Below are 23,957 nucleotides of genomic sequence, written 5' to 3'. Positions count from 1 at the left end.
CGAAGGCTTTAGCGCAAGGCTGCAAGCGCTTCACTGATTGAAACGACGGCTTTTTTTATTTGTTCGCGAGAAGTGGCAAACGACAACCGGAAGTACCCCGGCAAGCCGAACGCGAGACCCGGCACTACGGCCACGCCTGCTTGATCGAGCAGATAGGCGGACAGTTCGACGTCATCATTGATCACCCGTCCTTGCGGGGTGCTGCGGCCCAGCAACTGGCTGCACTCGGGGAAGGCATAGAAGGCACCGGCCGGTGCGCTCAGGCGCAAGCCTTCGCACTGACTCAGACCATCCACGAGCAGGCGCCCGCGCTCGGCGTATTCGGCGGCACTCTGGCTGAAAAAATCTTGTGGACCTTGAAGGGCCGCCCGGGACGCTTCCTGGGAAATAGCGCTGGCACCTGAAGTGCTCTGCGATTGAATCTTGCTGATCGCAGCAATCAGGGCTTTGGGTCCGGCGGCGTAACCGATGCGCCAGCCGGTCATGGCATAGGCCTTGGCCACGCCATTGATCAGCAAGGTTCGTTCACGCAGCTGCGGGCAGGCATTGCCAAACGAGACGAAGGGCTGATCAGCGAGTAACACGTGCTCGTAGATCTCGTCCGACATCACCAGGACGTTGGGGAAGTCTTCCAGCACTTTGCCCAGCGCTTGCAGTTCGGCTTCGGAGTAGATGGCGCCACTGGGATTGGAGGGCGAGTTGAGGATCAGCCAGCGGGTTTTGCCAGTCAGCGCACCTTGCAGTGCCTCGGCGGTCAGCTTGAAACCGACGTCGATGCCACAGGGAATGACCTGCGGGCTGCCACCGTTGAGCGTGACGATATCGGAGTAGGAAACCCAGTACGGCGCAGGGATGATGACCTCGTCGCCGGCTTCCAGGGTCGCCATGAACGTGTTGAAGATCACTTGCTTGGCGCCGTTTCCGACGGTGATTTCATCAACGCTATAAGTCAGTCCGTTTTCCCGCTGGAACTTGCTGACAATCGCCTGGCGCAGGGCCAGAGTGCCTTACGGCGCGGTGTAGCGGGTGTGGCCATCACGCATGGCCTGGTAGGCCGCTTCGACGATGTGTGCGGGGGTATCGAAGTCGGGTTCGCCGAGGCTCATGTCGACAATGTCGCGGCCTTGGCTGGCCAGCTCTTTGGCGCGCATGGAGATGACCATGCTGGGAGAGGAAGAGATCTGTTTGACGCGTTGACTTTCAAAGCTCATGAAAATGCCCGCCTTCCTTGGAGGTACGCCGAGTGTGACCTGACGTCCTGGTGATGTTGTACGACGTAGTATGACATGACAAAAAAAGTTTTTGCAACGGCAGAGAAACCCTAAATTTCGGGTAGGTGTGAATGTTGAATGGCCTATTTCAAGACTGGAGTACGAAAGGGGAGTAAGGGTTACTTCAGAAGAGGTTCAGGCGAGCAAGACTGTGGTGAGGGGATAAATCCCCTCGCCACAGATGTATGCATACCGCTTGAAGAAACAGCATCAGGATCAAGCGATAAAACACGAGGGTCATTGGAGCAGGTGCCGTGATGGCGACTTGGCTGCTCCCCCGACTTTTTCTACTGCAGCGATTGGCCTTTCATCAAAAGCGTTCGTCGAATATTGCCGGCAAGGTGAGTTCCTTGACGAAGTTGGCTGAGGACAGACTCAAGACCTGCACGACGTCGTACACGGGATGTTCTTTGATTACTGCTGAGCAATTCGAGCCGAAATCCACTCCCGGCTGTAAGCAAGCACGCTGTCTGCTATGGCCGTCGGAAAGTGAATGAAGCCGTGGGGAGAAGAGGGCAATACGTGCACTTCCACGGGGGCCGATTTCATCCATCGATCAGCGAGTTCGAGCGTGTCGTCCCTCAGGGGATCCAGTTCGCCGGCAAACAATAGCGCGGGGGGGAAGTCCGTAAAGTCACCATACAGCGGTGACAAAGGAGGCTGCCGACGTTGCTGGTCATTGAGACCGGGCGTGAGCATGCGAAACGCTTCAACCATGCCAGGACCATCCAGTACGAGCGTTTCAGCGGACGCTGCCCGGACACTCGCGGTTCCCGTCAAATCGTAAACGCCGTAATACAGCAGCGCGCCGCTCACCCGTTGAAGCAAGTGGGGCCATTGTTTCAGCGCCAGTAACGTCGCCGCAGCAAGGTGCGCCCCGGCTGATTCGCCCACGACGATAACGGGCAGGTCAGCAAACTCATCACAGTCTTCACTCAGCAGCCAACGGGCAGCACACAGGCAGTCCTCCATCAGGCCTTCAATCGGCGTCGTGATGGCAAGCCGGTAGTCGACCGAGACGACGGTGACGTCGCAGGTATTGACCATGGCCACATTGAAGGCGTCATTCATCTGCGCATTGCCGATAACCCATCCACCTCCGTGGAAATCAAGCACGACACCTTTTGCCTTTCCTTTGGGCCTGATGATCCGCACGGGCACTGAAATGTCGCCGACACCTATCGTCTTCCGTTCAGCCTTGAGCCCATGCTTGAGCAATTGAGCGGCGCCGCCTAGTTGGCCGGCACGTAGCAGCGCCTGAATCACCCGAGGCGTAAAGCGATTACGGATTCGAAAGCGCGGCAACCAGGCGAGTTTCCTGTTGAAATCCCGAGCGTGCGCCAAGTCCCGTTCGCTGGCAGGCCAAGGTGTTTTCGTCTCCGCGTTGTAATTGATCATCCGCGGTTATTGCGCAGGATGGAAAAATTCAACGCGGCGGCGACGCACAGCCACACAAGGTAAGGGAACAGGATAAGCCCCGTGATCAGGTCGAGCCGCAACGCCATCACCACCATTGCCGCGACCACAAGCCAAAGCAGCGCCAGGATGATCATCGCGGCGAAAATGCGGTGCGCGCCGAAGAACACCGGTGTCCACAGCGTATTCAGTGCGATCTGCGCCGCCCACAAAGCCAACACCACTTGGCTTCCGGGTATCAGGGACAAGCGATACCCAGCCCAGGCGAGCAGCAGATAGATAATCGACCAGGCCACCGGAAACAGCCAATTGGGGGGTGTGAAGCCAGGTTTGACGAGCGATTCGTACCACTGGCCCGGCTTGAAAAGAAGGCCGGTGCTCGCTGCGGCACCGCAGGCCAGGAGAAAAATAAAAAAGGTCATTAGCTATCCTTGGCTGAAGCCAGCCGTCTGTGGGTGTAAAGCCATGTTGGCGTCGTTAAAGAAAGGACGCCCGGTGACACGAAAAGTTTGGATCGGGTGATGAGATTTTTTCTTTCGCGAAGGGATGCGGTCGCTCCATGACTGCCGCTCCCGCCCCCCGTTTCGCCAACGGCCCAACGCGTATGATGGCGGGCTTTCACTACCGATAAGGAAATCGCCATGCTTCCCGACAAGGCTTGCGCAGTCATTCTGTCTTCCGGGCCGCGCCCGAGGATCCTTTTGTTCCATCATCCTCAGGCAGGGGTGCAACTGGTGAAGGGCAGTATTGAAAGGGGAGAGACGCCAGATCGAGCAGCCCTGCGTGAACTGGCGGAAGAGTCGGGGATTAGCGCCGCCACAATCGAAGATGATCTGGGGTGTTGGAATTCCGGTCATCAGGACCAGATCTGGTCGTTTCAACTGTGCCGGGCGGTTGGCGCCCTGCCTGAACATTGGTCACATCAGACGCTCGATGATTTTGGTCACACCTTCGCGTTTTTCTGGGCTTCGCTCGACGATTTACCTTATGAGAAATGCCACCCGGTTTTTCGTCGTGCGCTGGTCTTTTTGTGCGAGGTTTTGGAAGCGCGTGGGTATTTGACGTTTGGTGAGTCAGCGGGTGCCACTCAGCAGAGTACCTCGACAGGTTGAATCCACAGCCAATAGCGGACGTTGGACCGCGTCCGCTGCCGGTGGAATCGGACATTCATAGGGACTACGCTTGGGCCGGACAGGGCCATGGCGAGACAGAGCTAGAGAAATTTTGGGGATCAATCCAAAGTCTCAGGATTAATCGCGGGAAGGAGTTGAAACTGAGTACGGCATCGCGATCAATAGGATTGATCCGACTATCACATGGATTTTTCACAGTCTCCGGCCATCCGGCAAGGCTGTACTGAACTTGAACGCCCGCTTGATAACAAACGCATCCGGGCTATGGAAGTCGTAATGCCGAAAAATAAAAATAAAACGGTTATCGATTCGCAACCGAAGACGATTAACAACTATCTGTTTCCCGTCACTATCGGCGTTCTGCTCATGGCCGTTGTGGGCATCGGGTGGTTCCTGTTCGGCAGCAAACCTGCTCCTGTGACTTATGCGCCGGTCGTCCAACCGGCCACGCCACAACCTGTTGCCGTAGTGCAGGAAAAAGCGCAGGCAAAAATGGTCGATGAGCAGCAATGTCAGGGTTGCCACAACGCCCAAGTCAAAGACTGGCAAGGCTCCCATCACCAACTGGCGATGCAGGTAGCCAATGCTGAAACCATGCTGGGCGACTTCAACAACGTCACCTTCCATGCGGAAAAAGAAACCACCCATTTCTCTCGCAAAGGTGATGAATTCTGGGTCAACACCCCCGGCATCGATGGCAAGAACGCGGACTTCCAAGTCGCTTACACCTTTGGAATCTCGCCGCTACAGCAATACCTGATCGAGGTTGGCGACGGTCGCTTGCAAGCTCTGGGCGTGGCTTGGGATACCGAAAAAAACCGTTGGTTTCACCTCTATCCAGGCCAGGGCGTGAGCTTCAAGAACCCGATCCACTGGAGCAAACCGAGCCAAAACGCCAATTTCATGTGCGTCGAATGCCACACCACGGGTTACAAGCGCAATTTCGATGCGGCAAAAAATACCTTCGACAGTCACTGGAACAGCCTCGGTGTCGGCTGCCAGGCGTGCCATGGCCCAGCCTCCAATCACCTGGAATGGACGGCGAAAAAAGGTGACTTGATCCACGCCGGGTTTGCCGTCGACCTCAAGGACAAGAATGCCAGCGTCGAAATCGAAACCTGCGCACGCTGCCACTCCCGGCGCGCGCCGCTGGGCGATGGTTTCACCGTCGGCAATCGCCTGATGGATGACTACCTACCGAGTCTTCTGACCCGTGAACTGTATGCCCTGGATGGCAAGATCAAGGATGAAGTATTCGAACATGGCTCCTTCGCCCAGAGCAAAATGTCCGACAAGGGTGTGCGTTGCAGCAATTGCCACAACCCCCATAGCAACGAACTCAAGGCGCCGGGTAACGGCGTATGCCTGCAATGCCACAACACTGCCGGCAGGACCTCGGTGGAAGGTGTTGATGGCAAGGGCCTGCAAGCGAAGAATTACGATTCCATCGAACACACCCGCCACACCATGGGCCAACCAGGCTCGCAGTGCGTGGATTGCCACATGCCCGGCAAGTTCTACATGGGCAACGACTTCCGGCATGACCACAGCTTCAGCATCCCTAACCCGGAACACGCAGCGAAACTCGGCACGCCGGACGCCTGCCTGACCTGTCATCAGGGCAAGGCCGGCAACAAGGTCACCGCACAGTTCAAGCTGTGGAACGTCTCAAACAGCCCGCAAGCGCCGCGCTACGATGAAAGCCTGTGGTTGATCCGCAACGGCCAGCCCGGCGCGGCACAAGCCTTGTACGAGCAACTGCAACGCAGCAACCTGCCGTCAATTCAACGGGCAACCTTGCTGGCGGAACTGGCGCTGTATCCCAGCAGACAAGCGATCAAACTGGCCACCAAGGACTTGAGCAATGCGGCACCGCAAGTACGCGAAAGCGCCGTTCGGGCGATCAGCGCGTTCCTGCCACCCCCGGACCGCGCGCCACTGTTGACGCCGTTGCTGGGTGATCCTGTAAAGGCCGTACGCATCGCCGCAGCCCGAGATTTGTTGAGCGTGGGTCGCACTGGTTTAGAGAGTGCACAGAACAAGTGGAATGCGGCCATTGCCGAATACGAAGCGGTACAAAAGAACCTGGCCGAACGCGCCGAAGCCAATCTCAACCTGGCCATGCTCTACCAGGCCAGCGGCCGTAGCGGCGAAGTCGAAGCTCTGCTGCGCACGGCACTTGAACGTGACCCGGATTTCTACCCGGCACTGGTGACGCTGGTGCAATGGCTGGAAGCGGGCGGACGCAGCCAAGAAGCTCAGACGCTGCTCGCGCAAAGCCTGAAAGAACACCCGACGGCGGCCCTGCTACACCATGCCAAGGGTTTGTCGCTGGTGCGTGCGGGTAAAACGGATCAAGCCATGCTGGCGCTGCGCAAAGCTGCGCAACTGGAGCCCGAGAACGCCCAATACGGCTACGTCCTCGCCGTGGCGCTGCATGACAGCGGCAAGGTTGAGGCGGCGTGTGAGGAATTGGAAAGGCTGTTGAAGGTGCAGCCCGCCAACCGCAATGCGCGGCAGGCGTTGATCCATTACTACCTCAAAGGTGGGCAGGAACCGAAGGCGCAGATGCTCTTGCAGGACTGGAAGAAAATCAACATGGATGATCCGGCGTTGAAATGATCCGTCGCGAAGTCGCAACAACCAATAGGCGACTGGTATGACCGCCAACTTTATTCCTGCATAAAGTTGAAGCAGCATCGAGGGTAATCCATCAATCATGACGCTGATTAAGCGACCAGGAAAAAGTCCACTGCAAAAAATGTTCATGACAGTCCTTCGCAGGTGTTGAATGGGCGCATCCAGATAACGGACGCGCCCAGGTTGCTGACTCTCAGGCGGAATCAAGTGCGCCGTCCCGTTACTGCCGGGTGCCCGGCAGCAGTTCAAAGTCCGTGGTAAACGGCGTCATGGCCGCCATTAGCCGTTTGAACGGTGTGTGATTACCTTCGAAGCGGGCCTTGCCGTCCTTGACGAGCTGATCGAAGCTGGTCTTTCTCGCCATCACGTCTTCAAGCGCAGAGCGATCGAGGGTGATGGTCAGGTCGGCGTTTTTGGCCTGCTGCCCCTTGATGCTGGTCAGTGTCGAGTTGCTCAACTCGACCACGAATTGCTCACCATTGTCCGGCGTCTGGAGATTCAGGATGAAGTGTTCACCCGCGACTTTGCTGCCATCCAGGCTGATGCCGAGGTACTCCAGCCACAATTCAGTGCTCATGGCGCGGATCATGTCAGGTCCACCGGTTTTTGGCGGTACGCCTTTGGGCACGCCGTGGCGCAGTTCGTACGCTGCGGCAAGGAAACTGTTGCGCACGCCGGCACTTTCCTTCTGATAGCCGACCTGCTCATAGACATCCGCCAGTAGGTCCTTGGCCTGGCTGTTTTGCGGTTCTGCATACACCAGTTTATTGAGGATCTCGTAGGCTTCGCGGTATTTGCCCTGGTCGAACAGGGATTTGCCCTTGGCCATGATCTTGTCCGCTCCCCCCATCATTTCGACATACAGCGGTGCCGAATCTTTCGGTGAAAGCGGCATCAGCGTTGCAGGGTTGGCATCCCAATAGCCCAGGTAGCGGTTGATCACGGCACGGCTATTGTGCTCTTCCGAGCCGTGGTAGCTGTGCGTCGCCCAATTGTTTTTCAGGCTTTCGGGCAGCTTGTAGACATTGTGAATCTCGTTGACGGTGACGCCCTGGTTAGCGGCGTGCAGCACGGCATTGTTCAAGTTGGCGTAGGCGTCGCGTTGCGCGCGCATGACGTCCTGAATTCGCTCATTGCCCCAGCGTGGCCAGCTGTGGGATGCAAACATGACATCGGCCTGCTGCCCGTAACGATAAAGAGCGTTGTTGATGTTCTTCGACCAGACAAGAGGATCTCGAACCAGGGCACCGCGCAGGGTATAGATGTTATGGATCGTGCCGGTGATGTTCTCGGCGGCCCAGAACGCTTTGAACTGCGGGAACCAGGTGTTCATTTCCGATGGCGCTTCGGTGCCCGGCGTGTTCTGGAACTCCATCACCACCCCGTCAACGGTCAGGGTCTCGAAATCTTTCTCGATATAGCGATTGGGCTCAATCAGCCCCATGGCGCCAATCGAGGCATTTTTCCCGATGGCCATGTCGACGTGGCCGTATGGGCTGTGCGGCAACATCACACCGTACTGCAAGAAGGCGCGGCGGGTCATGGCAGTACCGGCGTAGACGTTTTCAGCCACGGCATGCTCCATGAAACCTGTCGGTGCTATCAGCGGGACCTTACCGCTGCGCACATCGGCTTCATCGACCACTCCGCGGATACCACCGAAATGGTCGGCATGAGAGTGAGAGATCACTACCGCCACGACCGGGCGTTTGCCGAGTTTTTCATTAATGAAGTCCAGCGCGGCCTTGGCGGTTTCCTTCGACATCAGGGTATCGAACACAATCCAGCCGGTGTCGCCCTTGATAAAAGTGATGTTGGCCAGGTCGAACCCGCGCACTTGGTAAATCTTCTCCGGAACAACCTCATACAGACCGAAGGCCATGTTGAGTACCGCCTGGCGTTGCAGGGACGGATTGATACTGTCGTAGTCCTTACCTTCCAGCAGGAAGTTATAGCTGCCCATGTTCCAGGCGACATTCCCCGCATCGGCCATAATCTTGTGATAGGTCGGTGCAGCGATGAAGCCTCTTTTCGCTTCTTCAACGTCGCGTGTATCGGCAAATGGAAGCGCCTGGCGCACACCCTTTTGCAGCTCGATCGTATAAGGCGAAGGCGCTTTGCCTTTGCTGTCGAAATGCGCGTTTTGTGCTGAGACGAGATCAGAGCTCACAACGTTTGCATCGGTAGCAAAAATGGCCGGGCTGACGCTACCGCCAAGGGTAATTGCCAGTGCCAGATGAAGGGTCTTGTGGGACATAAAAGAGTTCCTGCGCCATAAGGTTTGCCAATGAGCGTCAATGCCGTCGAGTGCTTATAGCGCTTGTTCAGGTGCGTCGTCAGCTTGACCATTACGGCCATGAATAGCATATTCATTTCATTACGAAAAATTCCGTTTTGATGCTTTTCGATAACATAAAGGTTATGAGATGACGCCACGTCGCTTACGTCAATTTTTGGCGTTGATTGAACATGCGCACTTCGGTCGAGCGGCGAAAGCATTGGGGGTTTCACAGCCGGCACTGAGTAAAAGCATTCAGTTACTGGAAAGTGAATTAGGCGTCACGCTGTTCGATCGGCGCACCGAAGGCGTCGTATTGACTGCCTTTGGCCAATTACTTCGTGAAAAGAGTCAGCGCCTGTTGATGGCCGAGGAGGACCTGCGTCGAGACATCGCTTTGCTGGCGGTAGGCGATATTGGAGCACTGAGGGTTGCGTTGGGTCCCTACCCAAGCATCGCCAGCGGTTATGTCAGTCTCGCGCGATTGCATGCCCGGCATCCTCAAATCAAGGTCACTGCACATGTCGCCGGTTGGCGTGAAGTTGCTCATCAGGTCGCTACAGGGGCAGTGGATCTGGGGATAGCCGAAATCAGCACGTTGCAGGGCAGGGAAGAGTTCACCTGCGAGCTGTTGGGTGAGCATGAGGGTCGTCTGTTTTGCCGTCCGGGCCATCCGCTGCTGTCGCGACATCGTTCACTGACGTTGGCGCAAACACTCGATTACCCGTGGGTGGCCTCGCGCATTCCGCTGCGGCTGGCGACCCATTTGCTCCCGGCAACGTTGGGCTGTGCGGGCGCTTATGATGCGGTGACGGGTGATTTTGTGCCGGCGATCGAAATAGACGTGCCGATGCAAATCGTTAGATTCGTCGAGAACAGTAATGCCCTGGCCTTAGGGAATTTATCGACTTTTGAACAGGAAATCATGTCGGGAGAAATCGTACCGTTACCGATCCATAACCTCGCACTGCGCACCCGTTACGGCTTCATATACCTTAAAGAGCGCTCATTGCCGCCTGCGGTAGAGTTTTACATGAAGGAAGTGAGGGCGGTGGAAGAAGAAATCTGTCAGCGGGAAAGCCTTCTAGCGCAAATGAGGGGGGAGTGAATCCACTGCGCGAGCGTGGCCTCGTACAACACCACCCGCTTTACTTGCAGGTGCCCGGCTAGTGCGTATTCGGGTTTACATAGTTTTGTTGATAAATCGGAGGTTCCCGGGATTTTACGACTACAAAAAGTAGTCACTCAAGCGTGCAGCGCCGTACTAATGCGCTATACCCAATAGTCCCCCACCGCACTTCTTCCATTATTGGAGGTTGGCAATGAAATTCTGCGCACCCCTTGCAACGCTATTGATCACCGCAAGTCTCGTTGGCTGCACCAGCTCATCAAACCAATCAATGAACCTTCCTTTGGCAGCGACCCACAAAAACCCGGGTCATATTGCCAATACCACGCTGACCGGCGTGGGAAATCAAACCAATTTTGACTTTTCCATCACAGGCGTTCCGCTCGGAACAATCATGCCGCCGCGCCTGTACACGTTCATCAACAAAGGCAGTTGCAAGCAACCAGGCCCCGTTGCTTATGCAATGAACGACAAGGTCAATACTCAATCCGCCGCTGGCGCCGGTGGTTGGAGCTTCTACAGAAGCGCGCCGATCGCCATGGCAGATCTGCTCTCCGGCCAGTTTTCGGTTGTCGTGAGAACCTCCCCTGAAGATGGCAACGTCGATATTTTCTGCGGCGATATAGCGCAAGTAACCCGATGATGTTTGTTTAGTTCATTTGGAAATAGAGGTAATACCCTACCTGATGAATGGACCCCTGTTTGTCGGAATTATTAATGGGTGTACATACGGTTTGTAAGGCTGGCTTTACAAGACTTCCCAAAAATACTTCGAGCGACAGGTTTAATCGAATAAACCGCACTAAACTCATTTCGCGTCTTAACCCGTGCAAGGCTCAAACTATAAGAAAAAATGATTCTGTACGCACTAACTGGGCGAACACTCGGTGGTAAATGCACTAAGGATCGATGTTGACGTGCACTCATCAACCGGTTGCTAACACCATGAATCAACGAGGAATCCTGGTATGGAACAGCTATTGGATCGTTTCAAGCTATCAGTTGTATTTGCTGCACTTATGTCATTGAACGGACTGGCCCTCGCTGCTCAAACGGAGAAGACCAACATCCTGTTCATCGTCTCCGACGATACCGGCTACGGTGACCTTGGCCCCTACGGTGGTGGGGTCGGTCGAGGAATGCCTACGCCGAGCATTGATGAGCTGGCGGCAGAGGGGGTCACTTTTTATTCTTTTTATGCTCAGCCAAGCTGCACGCCTGGTCGGGCAGCCATGCAAACCGGACGTATCCCCAATCGTAGCGGCATGACCACGGTGGCCTTTCAAGGCCAGGGCGGTGGATTGCCGGCGGCGGAGTGGACGTTGGCCTCGGTTCTCAAAACCGGGGGGTATGACACCTATTTCACAGGTAAGTGGCACTTGGGCGAAGCCGATTATGCGCTGCCCAATGCGCAGGGTTACGACGTGATGAAATACGTCGGTCTGTACCACCTCAATGCCTATACCTACGCAGACCCGACCTGGTTCCCGGACATGGATCCGGAAACCCGTGAGATGTTCCAACGGGTCACCAAGGGTGCATTGTCCGGCAAGGCGGGGGAAAAACCGGTCGAAGAATTCAAGGTCAACGGCCAGTACGTGGACACGCCTGTCGTAGACGGCAAACCCGGCGTGGTCGGCATTCCATACTTTGATAACTACGTCGAAAAAGCCGCCCTGGAGTTTCTCGACACCGCGGCTAAATCGGACAAGCCGTTTTTCATAAACGTCAACTTCATGAAAGTGCACCAGCCCAACATGCCGGCACCGGAGTTCGTTCACAAGTCCATGTCCAAGTCCAAGTACGCCGACTCCGTGGTCGAACTGGACACCCACATTGGCCGGATCATGGACAAGCTCAAGGCGCTCGGCCTGGATAAGAACACCCTGGTGGTCTACACCACCGACAACGGGGCCTGGCAGGATGTTTATCCGGACGCTGGTTACACTCCGTTCCGCGGCACCAAAGGGACGGTGCGTGAGGGTGGCAACCGGGTACCGGCGATTGCCGTCTGGCCAGACAAGATCAAGCCCGACACCAAAAACCACGAAATGCTCGGTGGCCTCGACCTGATGGCAACGTTCGCGTCCGTGGCGGGAGTGAAGTTGCCGGAAAAAGATCGCGAAGGTCAGCCCATCATCTTCGACAGTTACGACATGACGCCCGTGCTCAAGGGCAGTGGCCCTTCACCGCGCAAAGAGTGGTTCTACTTTACCGAGAATGAACTGTCACCAGGCGCGGCCCGTGTCGGTAACTACAAGGCGGTGTTCAACCTGCGCGGTGACGATGGCGCGCAAACCGGCGGCTTGGCAGTGGACACCAATCTGGGTTGGAAAGGCGCCGAAAAATATGTGGCCACCGTTCCGCAAGTCTTCGACTTGTGGCAAGACCCGCAAGAGCGCTATGACCTCTTCATGAACAACTTCACCGAGCGCACCTGGACGATGGTACCGATCACGGGCGCGATCATGAAACTGATGAAAACCTACGTCGAATACCCACCGCGCAAACTGCAAAGTATGGGTTATGACGGACCTGTCACGCTGTCGCAGTACCAGAAATTTCAATCCGTGCGAGAGTCTCTGAAGCAAGAGGGCATCAACTTGCCGATGCCTGCTGGCAATTGATCAATCAGCCGAAAATTGGCGACCTCATCAGCGGTCGCCACTTCGCAAATTGAAGTTGGCGAGTATTCACCACGCTTTAAAGATAAGGCGGTGGATTTTCAAAGGTCCACCTTCTCGCGCGGTTCTAAGGGAGTAGTCCATGAAAGACATCTTGTTGGTTCGTCCGGCAATACGCTGGCTTTGGCTACTTTTATTGTGGCCGCTGCTTTTGCAAGCGGCTGAACCTTTACCCTCTTGGCGTGAGGGCCCTTCCAAACATGCCATCGTTGAATTCGTCCAGGCAGTGACAGCTGATGGTTCCAAGGATTTTGTGCCACCTGCTGAACGCGTTGCAGTGTTCGATAACGACGGCACGCTGTGGAGCGAACAGCCGATGTATTTTCAGATGCTGTTCGCCCTTGAAGAGGTCAAGCGCCTGGCACCACAGCATCCTGAATGGCAACAACAACAGCCGTTCAAGGCAGTCTTGGAAAACGACCAGAAAACGTTGGCCGGCAGCGGTATGGAGGGATTGATGAAGATCATCGATGCTACCCATACAGAGATCAGTACCCAAGAATTTTTGACCAATGTCCGAAAATGGCTCGCCAAGGCCGTGCATCCCACAACCCATAAACCCTACACCGAAATGGTCTACCAGCCGATGCTGGAATTACTCGCCTATCTACGAGCCAACGGGTTCAGAACCTACATCGTTTCCGGAGGCGAAGTGGAGTTCATGCGCGCCTGGGCAGAGGAAGTATATGGCGTTCCACCGGAGCAGGTGATCGGGACTACCTTCACCGCCGAGTATCAATATAACGCCGGCAAGCCGGTAATCATGCGCATGCCCAAGCTCGCTCATAACGACGATGGCCCGGGTAAACCCGTGAGTATTGACGCGGTTATAGGCCGACGACCGATCTTCGCTTTTGGTAACTCCGATGGCGATCAGCAAATGTTGCAATGGACTGCCGCAGGCGACGGCAAACGCTTCATGGGGCTTGTGCACCACACCGACGCGCAGCGTGAGTGGGCGTACGACCGGGAGTCGAAGATAGGCAAGCTGGACAAAGCGTTGGACGAAGCCCTGGCGCAGAACTGGACGGTAGTTGATATGGCTAAAGAGTGGGGGAAAATCTACCCTTTTGATACCGCGGCGCCATGAAACCTAATGATAGAGGCCAGCACGATTGACTGCTTCGCGGCGGCTGTCTGTTTTTAGATGGACCCTAATCTCGCTGATCCTTAGCGCACGACGAAGCCGCACAGGAAAGCGCGCACGAAAATGAGACGAATGAGCGAAAGGCGAGGGTGTCGTGACATGGCAGCAGCTGCGGAGGCTAGGGGCTGTGGTCAAAACTGCGCACACGGATGTGTGCTTCTTGAATTTCAGAAACGACAAAGCCCTGAATAATCAGGGCTTTGTCGTTACAAATATGGCGGAGGCGATGGGATTCGAACTCATGGACCTGTTACAGTCGACGGTTTTCAAGACCGTTGCCTTAAACCACTCGGCCACACCTCCGTTGCGTTGCGGGCGCCATAATACCTGAATGAAACACACTGTCAAACTCTCTGCGTAGCTTGTTACAGAGTGTCTGTTATGATCTTTGCGACTGAACGTTTCAAACCAACAGGAGTGTCGCCATGCGCGAACAGGATTACGCAGTTAATAACAGCGTGCAGGCTGAGCAGCTAGAGGTTAGCCGCGTCCTGCGCAACACTTACGGCTTGCTCGCTCTCACCCTCGCATTCAGCGGCGTGATGGCGTTTGTCGCTCAACAGATGCGTGTCGGTTACCCGAACATTTTCGTGGTTCTGATCGGTTTCTATGGCCTTTTCTTCCTTACCAACAAACTTCGTGATTCGGCGTGGGGTCTGGTGTCGGCTTTTGCCTTGACCGGTTTCATGGGTTTCCTGCTCGGCCCGATCCTCAACCGTTACCTGGGCATGCAGGGCGGTGCCGAGGTCGTCAGTTCGGCTTTCGCGATGACCGCACTGGTGTTCGGTGGCCTTTCGGCCTACGTACTGATCACCCGTAAGGACATGAGCTTCCTCGGTGGTTTCATCACAGCAGGTTTCTTCGTGCTGCTGGGTGCGACACTGGCAAGCTTCTTCTTCCAGATCAGCGGTTTGCAGTTGGCGATCAGCGCAGGTTTCGTGCTGTTCTCCTCGGTCTGCATCCTGTTCCAGACCAGCGCCATCATTCACGGCGGCGAGCGCAACTACATCATGGCGACCATCAGCCTGTATGTATCGATCTACAACTTGTTCGTCAGCCTGTTGCAGCTGTTCGGCATCATGAGCCGCGATGATTAATCGTCGGCCATAACTAAAAAACCCGCTCAGGCGGGTTTTTTATTGCCTGAAAATCCAGGGGGTCAGTTCACGATGATGCTGCCGTCGGCCTGCTGTCGATAAATAGTGTAGGGCAGCATCAAGGTATCGAGTGCGCCGGAAAGGACAATGTCGACCAACACAACAGCCGGCGCAGGACTGTGTTCCCCCGCATCCCGTCCTTTTTCCAGCGGTGCGTTCAAATAGCAGAAATCGTAGGTCACGCCACTGTAGATTCGCGGGACTGCGCCGCAATAGCTTTGCTGTTCCTTGAGGCTTTTGACGGCCACTTCATCGCTTCGCATGACCGTTTGAACCGTACCGCAACCCGCCAGCATCAGCGCCGCCAATGCCATTACCTGAATTTTCATGTTGCCAATCCTTAGCTGGGAAATAGTCAATCTACGGACTTTAAACCAAAACTTCACTCATTCCATTGGCGGCAACCTTCGCTTGACGGGCGTTTTCTTGACGATCGCAGTATTGGTTTCCGCATGTGTGTTTAGGCGGTCAAGCAACGTATCAAGCTGTTCCATGGAGCGCACGTGCAGTCTTGCAATAAAGCAGTCGTCTCCCGTGACCTTGTCGCACTCGGTGAACTGAGGGATCGCCTGAATCTGCCGTTCAACCTCTTGCAGCTGACCTGGCAGCGGGCGGATGCGCACGATGGCCTGCAGCTGATAACCAAAACATTTGGGGTCGATCTCGACGGTATAGCCTTTGAGCACGCCCCGTTCTTCAAGACGCCGCAAACGTTCGGCGACACTAGGCGAAGACAACCCACTGATGTTCGCCAGCGCCTTGAGTGATCGCCGGGAATCCTCCATCAATGCTGTTATCAGCACTTGATCAATATCGTCGGTCATGGCGAAACTTCTCTTAGGCAATTGATCAAATCCGCCTTTATAAAAAAGGCAGATTCGAATTCTAGCCTGCTTTTTGCGCTGGAGAAGCCTGTGGGCGAATAGGCATACTTTGGGCTCAAATACAGGAGTCTGAAGATGGACAAGTCAATCCGTCGCGGTTCATTTGAGATGACCGCCGCCATGCTGATTTCCGGGACCATCGGCTGGTTCGTGCTGGTGTCCGGGCAACCGGTGCTGGACGTGGTGTTCTGGCGTTGCGTGTTCGGTGCCGGCACCTTGCTGCTGATCTGTGCGGCATTCGGCTTTTTACGTCGCAGAATCCTGACCCGAACCACGTTCCTGCTCGCCGTACTCAGCGGTATGGCGATTGTCGGCAATTGGGTCTTGTTGTTTGCGTCGTATTCCCGGGCATCGATAGCCATCGGGACAGCGGTCTACAACGTCCAGCCGTTCATTCTGGTGGGGCTGGCCGCGCTTTTCCTCAACGAGAAAATCACCCTGCAGAAGTTGTTCTGGCTGGGTATCTCGTTTCTGGGAATGCTGGCCATTGTGAGTGCGCACGGCACGCAGGGCGAGAGTGGCAATGACTACTTGTTGGGTATCGCACTGGCGCTGGGCGCTGCGTTTCTCTACGCCATTGCAGCGTTGATCATCAAACGCCTGACCGGCACTGCGCCGCATTTGATTGCACTGATCCAGGTCTGCACCGGCGTACTGGTGCTCGCGCCGTTCGCACACTTTTCGGCGCTGCCACAAGCGCCAAGCGCCTGGGCCAGCCTAGTCACTCTGGGCATCGTCCATACCGGTGTGATGTACGTCTTGTTGTACGGCGCCATCCAGAAACTGCCGACAGCGCTGACCGGCGCGCTGTCATTCATCTACCCGATCGCCGCGATATTTGTGGACTGGTTCGCCTTCGGCCATCGCCTGGAGCTCCTGCAGTGGTTCGGTGTCGCGGCAATCCTGCTGGCTGCGGCCGGCATGCAGCAGGGCTGGAGCCTGAAATTTCGCCGAGTAGCCGCTTGATGCCTGCCTCCAGCGGCTACAGGCTGTGGTTCTACTCAGGATCAAATACTCCAGCGCGGCGCAGTTTTGGCCAGGCGCTGGCGCATTTCTTCAATGTTGGCGACCAGTTGCAAAATCAATAACCGGTAGCCATCCAGAGGGCTGTAAACCGGTGCTTCGAGGCTCGCCTCCCGCGTCGGCTCCACGGGCCGATTGAGTCGCTGGTAGGAACCGGTTTTCAACGCCCGCGCCATGCCCACCAGCTGTACCCGAATCAACCGATGCTCAGCTTTCAAGACCGATTGAAGTTGACCCATGGCTTGAGCGTCGCTGACGTCCGGCCGGGTGTTGGCCAGTATTTCCAGGGTGCTGACACACATCCGCAAGTTGCGTTGGAGGGCATCGAGTTCGGTCATGGAGATCTTCACCTCCTTGGACACCGACGGCATCAATGAACGCAATTGCACCATCACCGTATTCAGCCGGCCCATGAGTTTGAGGTGTTCATCATCGGTGACCGATTGGCCATTGATGATTCGCCCGTAAATCGTCGCGCAATCGCGCAACGAATCCGCCAGGTTGTAGCGCCAGGAAAATACTGCGTACAGCGGAAGGGCGAACGAAAACGCGAGCGCCAGGGCAATCCCGATCAGGATGTCCACCCCGCGCCACAAACCGTCGCTGAGCGGATTGTCGCCATGCCCCGCGACGATAAACACGGTGATACCCGCCAGCAGCGCGGTGTACCCCCCTTTGCCGATGGCGTGATACGAGAAAAACCCGCACACCACCGACATGACGAAATAGGTCAGCCACGGCATCCCGAGCCAGGTCTGTTGCAGCACCAGCAACAACCCGATACCGGCCCCGACCAGGGTGCCGATGGCGCGCTCGGCGGCTTTTTTGCCAATGTTGCCGTGATGCTGCAAGCCGCCGATGACCACCAGCATCGTCACCGACGCCCATTCACCATGGGGCAGGTTGATGCCGGTGGTCAGCATGATCGAAGCCAGTAATCCAAGCGACACACGCACCGCGTGGATCAGTTTGGCGTGTTGATAGCGCCGATACGGATCCAGCAATGGACGCAACAACCGGCGCAACAGCGGTGGCAGTCGATGGGCTTTGATCATGCTCAGACCTGATCTCCTCAGAAGATGTAATCAGTGGTCAGGAAACTGGAACTGCGGCCGCTGATGATCTCGCTGATCAGCTCTTTGTTGGTTTCCTGGAACTTGGTGGCCACCAGCGTGCGGATCGAAAAAACCCTCAGCGCATCATGTACCGACAACGTGCCTTCGGCGGAATTTTTGCGCCCGTTGAACGGGTAAGTGTCCGGGCCGCGCTGACACTGGGCGTTAAGGTTGATCCGGCCGACCTGGTTGGCAAAGGTGTCGACCAGCCTGCCGACTGCCACCGGATTGGTGCCGAAGATGCTCAGTTGCTGGCCGAAGTCAGACTCCAGCACGTAATCGATCACGGTATCCAGGTGACGGTACGGCACGATAGGAACGACCGGGCCGAACTGTTCTTCCTGATAGACACGCATTTGCGGCGTGACCGGGAACAGCACGGCAGGGTAGAAGAACGAGGCGCGGGTTTCACCGCCGTTGGGGTTGACCACCTTCGCACCTTTGCTCTCGGCATCGGCCACCAGCGCGTGCAGGTAATCGACTTTGCCCGACTCCGGCAAAGGCGTCAGGGCCACGCCGCTTTCCCATGGCATGCCCGGTTTGAGCGTGGCGAGCTTGGCGTTGAATTTCTCGATGAACGCGTCGACCACGTCTTCGTGAACAAAGAGGATTTTCAGCGCAGTGCAACGCTGACCATTGAAGGACAACGAGCCGGTGACGGCTTCGTTCACGGCGTTATCCAGATCGACTTCGGGCAACACGATGCCGGGATTCTTCGCGTCCAGCCCCAGCGCCGCGCGCAAACGGTGTGGCTTGGGGTGCAGCTTTTTAAGGTCGCTGGCGGCCTTGTTGGTGCCGATAAACGCAAAGATATCGATCTTGCCACTGGCCATCAGCGCACTGACGGTTTCGCGGCCGCTGCCGTAGATCACGTTGATCACCCCGGCCGGGAAGCTGTCGCGGAAAGCTTCCAGCAGCGGACGGATCAGCAGGACACCGAGCTTGGCCGGTTTGAACACTACGGTGTTACCCATGATCAGTGCCGGAATCAGCGTGGTGAAGGTTTCGTTCAGCGGGTAGTTGTAAGGCCCCATGCACAACGCCACGCCGAGTGGAACGCGGCGGATCTGCCCGAGTGTGTCCTGTTCCAGTTCAAAGCGGCTGGAACGGCGGTCGAGTTCCTTGAGGGCGTTGATGGTGTCAACGATGTAATCGCAGGTGCGGTCGAACTCTTTTTCCGAATCCTTGAGGTTCTTGCCGATCTCCCACATCAGCAACTTGACCACCGCCTCACGCTGTTCGCGCATGTACCCGAGGAAGGTTTCAACGTGCTGAATGCGCTCGGCCACGCGCATGGTCGGCCACAGGCCCTGGCCTCGGTCATAGGCGCGGACGGCGGCGTCGAGGGCAGTCAATGCAGTCTCGGCGTCGAGCAGTGGCGTGCTGCCGAGGATCACCTGTTCATCACCTTGTTCACCGGTCAGGTACACCGGGCTGCGGACTTGAGCGAGCGGCCCCGACCAGATTTTCAGCTCGCCATCGACCAGGTACTCGCGCTGTTCGGTCGGGCCGTCGAGGCGGTATTTTTCCGGGACGCTGGCCGCGTCAGGAAACAGGTTGCCAAGGATATGTGCTGTGGTCATGTCGCTACCCCATCTTGATGATCTGATTCGCTGATGAATCGTTTTAGCAGACCTGCGCTTCGCTTGTCATGACTCATTTTCGTCTCAGTGGCGAACAGGCCGGTTCCTTGGCGCTTGCGGTCATGGCCTCAGAAGCCCCCCTTGTTGGCCCCCAATGCCCTGAACCCTGCGGCACGGGTGCCTTAGTGTTGAGCTTTCCTTGAACACAATAAAAAGGTGTACCCGGCTGACCGGAGCACCAAAGAGAGGGCGGTCATGCGGGCACGTCAATTCACGGGAAAGCCTAGCCTTTGTTTGGCGTTGGTGGGGTGCGCCTTCTTCACGCTGCTCAGCGGTTGTGGTGAAGAGAAGAAAAGCCCGGCGACCCGCAATCAAGCGGCCATCGCCAAACCGGGCGATCCCGCGCTGGCGCAGATCTACGACAACAGTTGCAAGCTCTGCCACGCCAATCCGGCGGCCGGAGCGCCGTTGACCGGCGACAAAAAAGCCTGGGAGCCACGGCTGCTCCAGGGCGCGGACACGCTGCTGGATCACGCCATCAACGGCTACAACGGCATGCCACCCATGGGCCAGTGCGTGGAGTGCTCAGAGGAACAATTCCTCGCGCTGATCAGCTTCATGGCCGGGCAAACCCTCCAACAATAGCAACCCGGGGTGCACTTGATGACGATGGATTTAACACGGCGGCAATTGTTGCAGCGGGCAAGCGTCATTGGCGCTTTCACGGCCCTGGGCAGCAGCCCGGCGCTCGCCGAATGGCTGCGCGCACCGCGGCTGATCCCTTGGCATAATTGGTCCGGCGCCCAGAGTTGCCTGCCGGCGGCGCGGCTGGCACCCAAGCATCTCGATGAATTGACCCAGGTCATCCGTCAGGCGCCTGGCAAGATTCGTCCGGTCGGTTCGGCACACTCCTTCAGCGCGCTGGTGCCCACCGATGGCACGCTGTTGTCGCTGAGTTACTTCACTGGATTGCTCGATCACGATGCTCAGACCCATCAGGCCGAGTTCGCCGCCGGCACGCCGATGTCGCGCATGGGCACGCCGCTCAAGGACATCGGGCAGGCGCTGCAGAACATGGCCGACATCGACTATCAAACCCTCGCCGGCGCCATATCCACCTCGACCCACGGCACCGGCAAGCAGTTTCAATCCTATTCGGCACATGTCTGCGGCCTGCAACTGGTGACCGCCAGCGGCGACGTTCTCGACTGCGACAGCACGCGCCATCCCGAGGTATTCAGCGCCGCCCGGGTGTCCCTCGGTGCATTGGGCGTCGCTACCAGAATCCGCCTGCAAAACCGTCCGGCTTATCGCCTGAGGGAGCGTCAATGGATCGCCAAAACCGAAGAGCTGCTGGAAGACCTGGACAAGAACACCCGTGAAAATCAGCACTGGGAAATGCTCGTGGTGACCCATTCCGACTATGCCCTGTCAATTGCCCTGAACGAGACCACCGACCCGGCCACGCCGCCGATCCCGGCAGACGAGGAGGGCGGTAACGAGTTCGTGAACCTGATCGAGAAGATCGACAAGTACGGCAGCGATTTTCCCGACCTGCGCCGAACCATGCTCAACAACCTGCGCCACCTGGCCAGTTTCGACGATCGGGTGGGCGACTCCTTCGATATCTACGCCAACGTACGCACGGTGCGCTTCAACGAAATGGAATACTCGGTCCCGGCAGAACACGGCCCGGCTTGTCTGCGGGAAATCCTCAAGTTGATTCAGGCCAAGGACCTGCGCACCTGGTTTCCCATCGAGTACCGCTACGTCAAGGCCGACGACATTCCGCTGAGCATGTTCGAAGGCCGGGACAGTTGCTCTATCTCGGTTCACCAGCATTATCAGATGGACCATCACAACTTTTTCGCCGCCATCGAACCGATCTTCTGGAAGTACAACGGCCGGCCGCACTGGGGCAAATTGCACACGCTTAACGCTAAGAACCTGCAGCCGCTGTATCCGCGCTGGCAGGAGTTCATTGAGGTCCGCCAGGCCCTCGACCCCAGCGGCAAATTCCTCAATGCGCACCTGGCATCCATCCTGGGGGTGAACCCATGAATCGGCGTCATTTCGTGATGGGAACGGTGGGTGTCGGAGTCCTGCTGGCGGGTGTCGCCGTGTGGCTGCGACCGGGGGACCGAGGTGGGCCCTACAGCGATTATTTCCGTGCGCTCAATCGCGAACTCAAGGTGCACGGGCCGATGCGGCCGGTGATGCTGATTGACCTGGATCGGCTCGATCACAACATCGATGTGGTGATGCAATCGGTCAAGCGTGGGGGCAAACATCTGCGCCTGGTGGAAAAGTCGTTACCGGCACCGGGTTTGCTGGCATACATCGCCAAGCGCGCTGGCACACAGCGGTTGATGTCGTTTCATCAACCGTTTCTCAACCATGACGCCGTGACATTTCCTGAGGCTGACATCCTGCTGGGCAAGCCGTTGCCGGTGCGCTCGGTGCAGTTGTTTTATCAAACGCACACCGGTCCGTTCGACCCGTCGAAGCAATTGCAGTGGCTGATCGATACGCCGCATCGCTTGCAGGAATACCTGGCGCTGGCTCAGGGATTGGGCACGCGATTGCGGGTGAACATCGAGCTGGATGTCGGCCTGCATCGCGGCGGCATAGGTGATGTAACGGCGCTGGGGCAGATGCTGACGCTGATCAGCGCTAACCCGCAGCATCTGGAGTTTGCGGGTTTCATGGGGTATGACCCGTTCGTGGGCATGGGCGTGCCAGGTATTCTGGGTTCGTCTGAAGAGTTGTTCGCCAAGGTGATGGTGATCTACAACCGTTACGTCGACTTTACCCGTCGCGAGTACCCCGGTCTGTGGCATTCAGGCCTGACGCTCAACACCGCTGGCAGCCCCAGCTATCGCCTGCACGAGCAGGAGAAACTCAGCACCGAAGTGTCGGTGGGAACCGCCATGCTCAAGCCCACGCATTACGATCTGCCGTCGCTGGTGGAACATGTTCCGGCGGCTTACATCGCGACGCCTGTGCTCAAGAGCACCGGAGCGGTAAATATCCCGGCGCTGGATGGCAAGTCGAAGCTGTTTTCGTGGTGGGACATCAATCAGCGCGAGACCTTTTTTATCTACGGCGGCAACTGGATGGCCGAGTTCGAATCGCCCAAGGGGCTGCAGAGCAACGGCGTGTATGGCCGAAGTTCCAACCAGGAGATGGTCAATGGTTCGGCGGCGGTGGGGTTGGCGTTGGAGGATCAAGTGTTTTTGAGACCGACCCAGACCGAGTCGGTGCTGTTGCAGTTTGGGGATCTGCTCGCGGTGCGCGGTGGCAAGATTGTCGACACCTGGCCCGTGTATTCCTGAGCTCGGTAGCCCTCTAATTCCGTGGGCCTCTAAGGAGCCCACGGAACCTGCGCATCACTCAAAACGCATACGGAATACTGACTTTCGCCCACAACATTTCCCCCTCGGGCCGGTTTTCCACGTCAAATTCCTTGGCCCAGCGAATCTCCGCGCTGGCGTATTTGAGGAAGGTCAGGTGCAACGCAGGGCCGATGGCGAACACCTGCCCGCGCACACCGTCATTCACATCTTCGCCATTGAACTGCACGGTTCTGCCGAACTGCTTGTCGTCGGTGGTCTGCTTCAAATAGTAGCCATTCAAGCCGAGCATCAGGTTGTCGGTGAGCTTGTAGCTGGCGGAATAATCGACGTGGAAAATCTGCCCCGATTTGTAGTCGGTGTCCTTGTTCTTCTCGTTGAAGCTGTAAGTCGTCTTCATCGACAACTCGGTTCTCGGCGTCGGCAGCCAGGTGAAGGAAAACAGCGGTTTGTACGTGTAGAAGTTGTTGCTGGTGTTGGCGAGCCGGTCGACGCTGTATTCACCTGTCGGCACGGTGATTTCCACGGCAGCACCGAGGGTCAGGTTCTTGCCCATGTCCCAGAGAATGATCGGCGCGATGGTGGTGTCGCCCATGCCTTCGCGAGTGTCCTGCAAACCGAACACCGAGACTTCCTGTTTCAGCCAAGGCTGCGCAATGTAACCGGCCAGACGGCCCCCGAACACCCGTACCGGGCTGAGGTAATCGATACGCGGAATGACTGCCGTGGATTCAATCTCGACATTGGGCACTTTGCCGCCCAGCGAGCTGATGTTCAGCTTGGTGGCTTTGTAGTGGTTGTAGTAGAGGTTGAAGGCCAGCATGTTGTCCGGGAGGCTGTTCACGTCCAGTGGCAACATGAAAAAGCCGTCGGTGCCTGGGCCAATGTTGTCCACGCCGGCCTCGGTGGCCAACGCCGGTAATTGAATGGCGCAGACACCCGCCAGGCCGACGGCCATTCGCAAGGAAACGTTCATCCGGATCAGGTTCATGTGTGTACTCATTCTTATTGTTAGTGGTCGCGCCGGTGGCATGACGCCGGTGACCAGAGCCCCAGGGCATAGAAATAAGCTGTTAAGGCGAGCGCGGGCAGGGTATTGGCGGCCAGATAGGGGGCTTCTGCGGACAGCCTTCAATGCCTGTGC

The 23,957-nt window shown here is 56.9% G+C and carries 19 protein-coding genes, 1 tRNA gene and 1 pseudogene; 11 read left to right on the top strand and 10 right to left on the bottom strand.

The window, feature by feature from the left end; translation table 11 throughout:
• Positions 1–8: 8 nt before the first annotated feature.
• The 3 genes and pseudogenes from AC3ZVB_RS13550 to tspO all read right to left on the bottom strand — a co-directional run bounded on the left by AC3ZVB_RS13550 (position 9) and on the right by tspO (position 3,109).
• Positions 9–1,211: pseudogene (locus AC3ZVB_RS13550) on the bottom strand (pyridoxal phosphate-dependent aminotransferase).
• A gap of 474 nt (positions 1,212–1,685) precedes the next feature.
• Positions 1,686–2,669: an alpha/beta hydrolase fold domain-containing protein gene (locus AC3ZVB_RS13545; protein WP_490146783.1), complete on the bottom strand. Its 984-nt coding sequence runs from the start codon at positions 2,667–2,669 to the stop codon at positions 1,686–1,688.
• A complete protein-coding gene (tspO, locus tag AC3ZVB_RS13540; RefSeq protein ID WP_162438450.1) occupies positions 2,666–3,109 on the bottom strand; it encodes a tryptophan-rich sensory protein TspO in 444 nt (147 codons plus the stop codon). The genes AC3ZVB_RS13545 and tspO overlap by 4 nt, the downstream gene beginning before the upstream one ends.
• 219 nt (positions 3,110–3,328) lie before the next feature.
• Between tspO and AC3ZVB_RS13535 the strand changes: the two genes are divergently transcribed.
• Complete coding sequence (locus AC3ZVB_RS13535) at positions 3,329–3,799, top strand: NUDIX hydrolase (RefSeq protein WP_490146782.1); 471 nt, start codon at positions 3,329–3,331, stop codon at positions 3,797–3,799.
• 297 nt (positions 3,800–4,096) lie between these two features.
• Positions 4,097–6,442 carry a tetratricopeptide repeat protein gene (locus AC3ZVB_RS13530; RefSeq protein WP_490146781.1) on the top strand — a complete coding sequence of 782 codons (2,346 nt, stop codon included), beginning with the start codon at positions 4,097–4,099 and terminating at the stop codon, positions 6,440–6,442.
• Between the two features lie 238 nt (positions 6,443–6,680).
• Here AC3ZVB_RS13530 and AC3ZVB_RS13525 read toward each other — a convergent pair whose 3' ends face one another.
• Complete coding sequence (locus AC3ZVB_RS13525) at positions 6,681–8,717, bottom strand: alkyl/aryl-sulfatase (RefSeq protein ID WP_490146780.1); 2,037 nt, start codon at positions 8,715–8,717, stop codon at positions 6,681–6,683.
• Between the two features lie 169 nt (positions 8,718–8,886).
• Between AC3ZVB_RS13525 and AC3ZVB_RS13520 the strand changes: the two genes are divergently transcribed.
• The 4 genes from AC3ZVB_RS13520 (at position 8,887) to AC3ZVB_RS13505 (ending at position 13,641) form a co-directional block, all read left to right on the top strand.
• Positions 8,887–9,846 carry a LysR family transcriptional regulator gene (locus tag AC3ZVB_RS13520; RefSeq protein ID WP_490146779.1) on the top strand — a complete coding sequence of 320 codons (960 nt, stop codon included), beginning with the start codon at positions 8,887–8,889 and terminating at the stop codon, positions 9,844–9,846.
• A gap of 214 nt (positions 9,847–10,060) precedes the next feature.
• Positions 10,061–10,510 carry a hypothetical protein gene (locus AC3ZVB_RS13515; protein ID WP_162438455.1) on the top strand — a complete coding sequence of 150 codons (450 nt, stop codon included), beginning with the start codon at positions 10,061–10,063 and terminating at the stop codon, positions 10,508–10,510.
• 325 nt (positions 10,511–10,835) lie between these two features.
• A complete protein-coding gene (locus tag AC3ZVB_RS13510) occupies positions 10,836–12,494 on the top strand; it encodes an arylsulfatase (protein ID WP_490146778.1) in 1,659 nt (552 codons plus the stop codon).
• A 139-nt stretch (positions 12,495–12,633) separates the two neighbouring features.
• Positions 12,634–13,641, top strand: a complete 1,008-nt coding sequence (locus tag AC3ZVB_RS13505) for an HAD family hydrolase (RefSeq protein WP_490146777.1) — start codon at positions 12,634–12,636, stop codon at positions 13,639–13,641.
• 272 nt (positions 13,642–13,913) lie between these two features.
• On the opposite strand, the gene AC3ZVB_RS13500 is transcribed toward AC3ZVB_RS13505, so the two are convergent.
• Positions 13,914–14,001: transfer RNA gene (locus AC3ZVB_RS13500), tRNA-Ser, on the bottom strand.
• Between the two features lie 122 nt (positions 14,002–14,123).
• Between AC3ZVB_RS13500 and AC3ZVB_RS13495 the strand changes: the two genes are divergently transcribed.
• Positions 14,124–14,795 (top strand): Bax inhibitor-1/YccA family protein, encoded by a 672-nt coding sequence (locus tag AC3ZVB_RS13495; RefSeq protein ID WP_008006561.1) that lies wholly within the window; start codon positions 14,124–14,126, stop codon positions 14,793–14,795.
• Positions 14,796–14,857: 62 nt separating this feature from the next.
• Here AC3ZVB_RS13495 and AC3ZVB_RS13490 read toward each other — a convergent pair whose 3' ends face one another.
• Together AC3ZVB_RS13490 and AC3ZVB_RS13485 are read right to left on the bottom strand one after the other, a co-directional pair.
• The gene (locus AC3ZVB_RS13490; RefSeq protein WP_162438458.1) at positions 14,858–15,184 is read right to left on the bottom strand and encodes a YceK/YidQ family lipoprotein; all 327 of its coding nucleotides are present in this window, start codon (positions 15,182–15,184) and stop codon (positions 14,858–14,860) included.
• Positions 15,185–15,241: 57 nt separating this feature from the next.
• Positions 15,242–15,679: an Lrp/AsnC family transcriptional regulator gene (locus tag AC3ZVB_RS13485; RefSeq protein ID WP_162438459.1), complete on the bottom strand. Its 438-nt coding sequence runs from the start codon at positions 15,677–15,679 to the stop codon at positions 15,242–15,244.
• Positions 15,680–15,814: 135 nt separating this feature from the next.
• Between AC3ZVB_RS13485 and AC3ZVB_RS13480 the strand changes: the two genes are divergently transcribed.
• Entirely contained in the window at positions 15,815–16,705 is an 891-nt protein-coding gene (locus tag AC3ZVB_RS13480; protein WP_162438460.1) for a DMT family transporter, read from the top strand.
• A gap of 41 nt (positions 16,706–16,746) precedes the next feature.
• On the opposite strand, the gene AC3ZVB_RS13475 is transcribed toward AC3ZVB_RS13480, so the two are convergent.
• Together AC3ZVB_RS13475 and AC3ZVB_RS13470 are read right to left on the bottom strand one after the other, a co-directional pair.
• Positions 16,747–17,817 (bottom strand): FUSC family protein, encoded by a 1,071-nt coding sequence (locus AC3ZVB_RS13475; protein ID WP_490146776.1) that lies wholly within the window; start codon positions 17,815–17,817, stop codon positions 16,747–16,749.
• A 17-nt stretch (positions 17,818–17,834) separates the two neighbouring features.
• A complete protein-coding gene (locus AC3ZVB_RS13470; RefSeq protein ID WP_490146775.1) occupies positions 17,835–19,460 on the bottom strand; it encodes an NADP-dependent glyceraldehyde-3-phosphate dehydrogenase in 1,626 nt (541 codons plus the stop codon).
• 255 nt (positions 19,461–19,715) lie between these two features.
• Between AC3ZVB_RS13470 and AC3ZVB_RS13465 the strand changes: the two genes are divergently transcribed.
• The 3 genes from AC3ZVB_RS13465 to AC3ZVB_RS13455 all read left to right on the top strand — a co-directional run bounded on the left by AC3ZVB_RS13465 (position 19,716) and on the right by AC3ZVB_RS13455 (position 22,795).
• Positions 19,716–20,105: a c-type cytochrome gene (locus tag AC3ZVB_RS13465; RefSeq protein WP_490146774.1), complete on the top strand. Its 390-nt coding sequence runs from the start codon at positions 19,716–19,718 to the stop codon at positions 20,103–20,105.
• An 84-nt stretch (positions 20,106–20,189) separates the two neighbouring features.
• Complete coding sequence (locus AC3ZVB_RS13460) at positions 20,190–21,521, top strand: D-arabinono-1,4-lactone oxidase (RefSeq protein ID WP_490146852.1); 1,332 nt, start codon at positions 20,190–20,192, stop codon at positions 21,519–21,521.
• Between the two features lie 65 nt (positions 21,522–21,586).
• Complete coding sequence (locus tag AC3ZVB_RS13455; RefSeq protein ID WP_490146851.1) at positions 21,587–22,795, top strand: DSD1 family PLP-dependent enzyme; 1,209 nt, start codon at positions 21,587–21,589, stop codon at positions 22,793–22,795.
• Between the two features lie 58 nt (positions 22,796–22,853).
• On the opposite strand, the gene AC3ZVB_RS13450 is transcribed toward AC3ZVB_RS13455, so the two are convergent.
• A complete protein-coding gene (locus AC3ZVB_RS13450; RefSeq protein ID WP_194693377.1) occupies positions 22,854–23,804 on the bottom strand; it encodes a SphA family protein in 951 nt (316 codons plus the stop codon).
• Positions 23,805–23,957 lie beyond the last annotated feature (153 nt).

This window comes from Pseudomonas sp. MDV22-iso1 (assembly GCF_058145095.1).
The sequence above is the reverse complement of the archived record's forward strand: the minus strand, read 5'-3'. Positions and strand labels throughout refer to the sequence as shown.

What these genes read in the sequence shown, in the direction of transcription:
- AC3ZVB_RS13545 (WP_490146783.1), bottom strand. Translation starts at nt 2,669, where the DNA reads ATGATCAATTACAACGCGGAGACGAAAACACCTTGGCCTGCCAGCGAA.
- tspO (WP_162438450.1), bottom strand. Translation starts at nt 3,109, where the DNA reads ATGACCTTTTTTATTTTTCTCCTGGCCTGCGGTGCCGCAGCGAGCACC.
- AC3ZVB_RS13535 (WP_490146782.1), top strand. Translation starts at nt 3,329, where the DNA reads ATGCTTCCCGACAAGGCTTGCGCAGTCATTCTGTCTTCCGGGCCGCGC.
- AC3ZVB_RS13530 (WP_490146781.1), top strand. Translation starts at nt 4,097, where the DNA reads ATGCCGAAAAATAAAAATAAAACGGTTATCGATTCGCAACCGAAGACG.
- AC3ZVB_RS13525 (WP_490146780.1), bottom strand. Translation starts at nt 8,717, where the DNA reads ATGTCCCACAAGACCCTTCATCTGGCACTGGCAATTACCCTTGGCGGT.
- AC3ZVB_RS13520 (WP_490146779.1), top strand. Translation starts at nt 8,887, where the DNA reads ATGACGCCACGTCGCTTACGTCAATTTTTGGCGTTGATTGAACATGCG.
- AC3ZVB_RS13515 (WP_162438455.1), top strand. Translation starts at nt 10,061, where the DNA reads ATGAAATTCTGCGCACCCCTTGCAACGCTATTGATCACCGCAAGTCTC.
- AC3ZVB_RS13510 (WP_490146778.1), top strand. Translation starts at nt 10,836, where the DNA reads ATGGAACAGCTATTGGATCGTTTCAAGCTATCAGTTGTATTTGCTGCA.
- AC3ZVB_RS13505 (WP_490146777.1), top strand. Translation starts at nt 12,634, where the DNA reads ATGAAAGACATCTTGTTGGTTCGTCCGGCAATACGCTGGCTTTGGCTA.
- AC3ZVB_RS13495 (WP_008006561.1), top strand. Translation starts at nt 14,124, where the DNA reads ATGCGCGAACAGGATTACGCAGTTAATAACAGCGTGCAGGCTGAGCAG.
- AC3ZVB_RS13490 (WP_162438458.1), bottom strand. Translation starts at nt 15,184, where the DNA reads ATGAAAATTCAGGTAATGGCATTGGCGGCGCTGATGCTGGCGGGTTGC.
- AC3ZVB_RS13485 (WP_162438459.1), bottom strand. Translation starts at nt 15,679, where the DNA reads ATGACCGACGATATTGATCAAGTGCTGATAACAGCATTGATGGAGGAT.
- AC3ZVB_RS13480 (WP_162438460.1), top strand. Translation starts at nt 15,815, where the DNA reads ATGGACAAGTCAATCCGTCGCGGTTCATTTGAGATGACCGCCGCCATG.
- AC3ZVB_RS13475 (WP_490146776.1), bottom strand. Translation starts at nt 17,817, where the DNA reads ATGATCAAAGCCCATCGACTGCCACCGCTGTTGCGCCGGTTGTTGCGT.
- AC3ZVB_RS13470 (WP_490146775.1), bottom strand. Translation starts at nt 19,460, where the DNA reads ATGACCACAGCACATATCCTTGGCAACCTGTTTCCTGACGCGGCCAGC.
- AC3ZVB_RS13465 (WP_490146774.1), top strand. Translation starts at nt 19,716, where the DNA reads ATGCGGGCACGTCAATTCACGGGAAAGCCTAGCCTTTGTTTGGCGTTG.
- AC3ZVB_RS13450 (WP_194693377.1), bottom strand. Translation starts at nt 23,804, where the DNA reads ATGAACCTGATCCGGATGAACGTTTCCTTGCGAATGGCCGTCGGCCTG.